The organism is Streptomyces viridosporus (assembly GCF_002078235.1).
In the GTDB taxonomy this organism is placed as follows: Bacteria; Actinomycetota; Actinomycetes; order Streptomycetales; family Streptomycetaceae; genus Streptomyces; species Streptomyces viridosporus.
On sequence record NZ_MSGP01000123.1, the window covers coordinates 1 to 1937 of the forward strand.

2 protein-coding genes are annotated in these 1937 nt (G+C 68.1%); both read right to left on the reverse strand.

Translation table 11 applies throughout. The annotated features are described in order from the left end of the window. On the reverse strand, positions 1 to 1580 hold a 1580-nt coding region (gene treS, locus B7L92_RS09290), incomplete at its 3' end, for a maltose alpha-D-glucosyltransferase (RefSeq protein ID WP_107501420.1). Next, on the reverse strand, positions 1577 to 1937 hold a 361-nt coding region (locus B7L92_RS09295; RefSeq protein ID WP_143626273.1), incomplete at its 5' end, for an alpha-glucosidase C-terminal domain-containing protein. The genes B7L92_RS09295 and treS, both read right to left, overlap by 4 nt.

Consider the following 1937-nt stretch of genomic DNA (forward strand, 5'->3'; position numbering starts at 1 on the left):
CCCCGGAAGGCGCTGAGGTCGAGTTCGGTGGGCTGGGCGAAGCGGGAGAAGTTGTTGACGCAGAGCACCAGGTCGTCCCCGTGTTCGCGCAGGAAGGCGAGGACGGCGGGGTTGGAGGAGGGCAGTTCGGTGTAGGAGCCCAGGCCGAAGGCCACGTTCTGCTTGCGGATCTCGATCATGCGGCGGGTCCAGTGCAGCAGCGAGGACGGCGAGGCCATGGAGGCCTCGACGTTGGTGACCTGGTAGCCGTAGACCGGGTCCATGATGGTGGGCAGGAAGAGCCGGCCGGGGTCGGAGGAGGAGAAGCCGGCGTTGCGGTCGGGGGTCCACTGCATCGGGGTGCGGACCGCGTCGCGGTCGCCGAGCCAGATGTTGTCGCCCATGCCGATCTCGTCGCCGTAGTACATGACCGGGGAGCCGGGCAGGGACAGCAGCAGGGCGGTGAACAGCTCGATCTGGTTGCGGTCGTTGTCCAGCAGGGGGGCCAGGCGGCGGCGGATGCCGATGTTGGCGCGCATCCGGGGGTCCTTGGCGTACTCGGCCCACATGTAGTCGCGTTCCTCGTCGGTGACCATCTCCAGGGTCAGCTCGTCGTGGTTGCGCAGGAAGATGCCCCACTGGCAGCCGGCCGGGATGGCCGGGGTCTTGGCCAGGATCTCCGAGACCGGGTAGCGCGACTCGCGCCGCACGGCCATGAAGATGCGGGGCATGACCGGGAAGTGGAAGGCCATGTGGCATTCGTCGCCGCCGGCGGCGTAGTCGCCGAAGTAGTCGACGACGTCCTCGGGCCACTGGTTGGCCTCGGCGAGCAGGACGGTGTCGGGGTACTGGGCGTCGATCTCCTTGCGGACCCGTTTGAGGAAGGCGTGGGTGGCGGGGAGGTTCTCGCAGTTGGTGCCCTCCTGCTGGTAGAGGTAGGGCACCGCGTCGAGCCGGAAGCCGTCGATGCCCAGGTCCAGCCAGAAGCGCAGGGCGGCCAGGATCTCCTCCTGCACGGCCGGGTTCTCGTAGTTGAGGTCGGGCTGGTGGGAGAAGAAGCGGTGCCAGTAGTACTGCTTGCGCACCGGGTCGTAGGTCCAGTTGGAGGCCTCGGTGTCGACGAAGATGATCCGGGCGTCCTGGTACTGCTTGTCGTCGTCGGCCCACACGTAGTAGTCGCCGTAGGGGCCGTCGGGGTCCGTGCGGGACTGCTGGAACCAGGGGTGCTGGTCGCTGGTGTGGTTCATGACGAAGTCGATGATCACGCGCATGCCGCGCTGGTGCGCGGCGTCGACGAACTCCACGAAGTCGGCGAGGTCGCCGAAGTCGGGGAGCACGGCGGTGTAGTCGGAGACGTCGTAGCCGCCGTCGCGCAGCGGGGACCGGAAGAAGGGCGGCAGCCACAGGCAGTCGACGCCCAGCCACTGCAGGTAGTCCAGTTTGGCGGTCAGGCCCTTCAGGTCACCGATGCCGTCGCCGTTGCTGTCCTGGAAGGACCGGACGAGCACCTCGTAGAAGACGGCGCGTTTGAACCACTCCGGGTCCCGGTCCCCGGCGGGAGTGTCCTCGAAGGTGTCCGGGACGGGCTCGTTGACGGTCATGACGTTCCTGGCCCTCCGTTTCGCTGTGCGGCGGGCGGTCGCTGGACGTGCAGGACATGAGCGGGAGCCCGCCCCGGTTCCAGCCGCACGTAGGCGGTCCTGCCCCAGTGATAGGTCTCGCCGGTGAGCTCGTCGCGCACCGGCACCGACTCGTGCCAGTCCAGGCCGAGTTGCGGCATGTCCAGCGAGACCGTGGCCTCCTGGGTGTGGTGGGGGTCGAGGTTGGCCACCACGAGCACGACGTCGTCGCCGCTGCGCTTGCTGTACGCGATGACGGCGTCGTTGTCGGTTCCGTGGAAGCGGAGGTTTCTGAGGCGGTGGAGCGCGGGGTGTGCCCGCCGGATGGTGTTGAGGCGG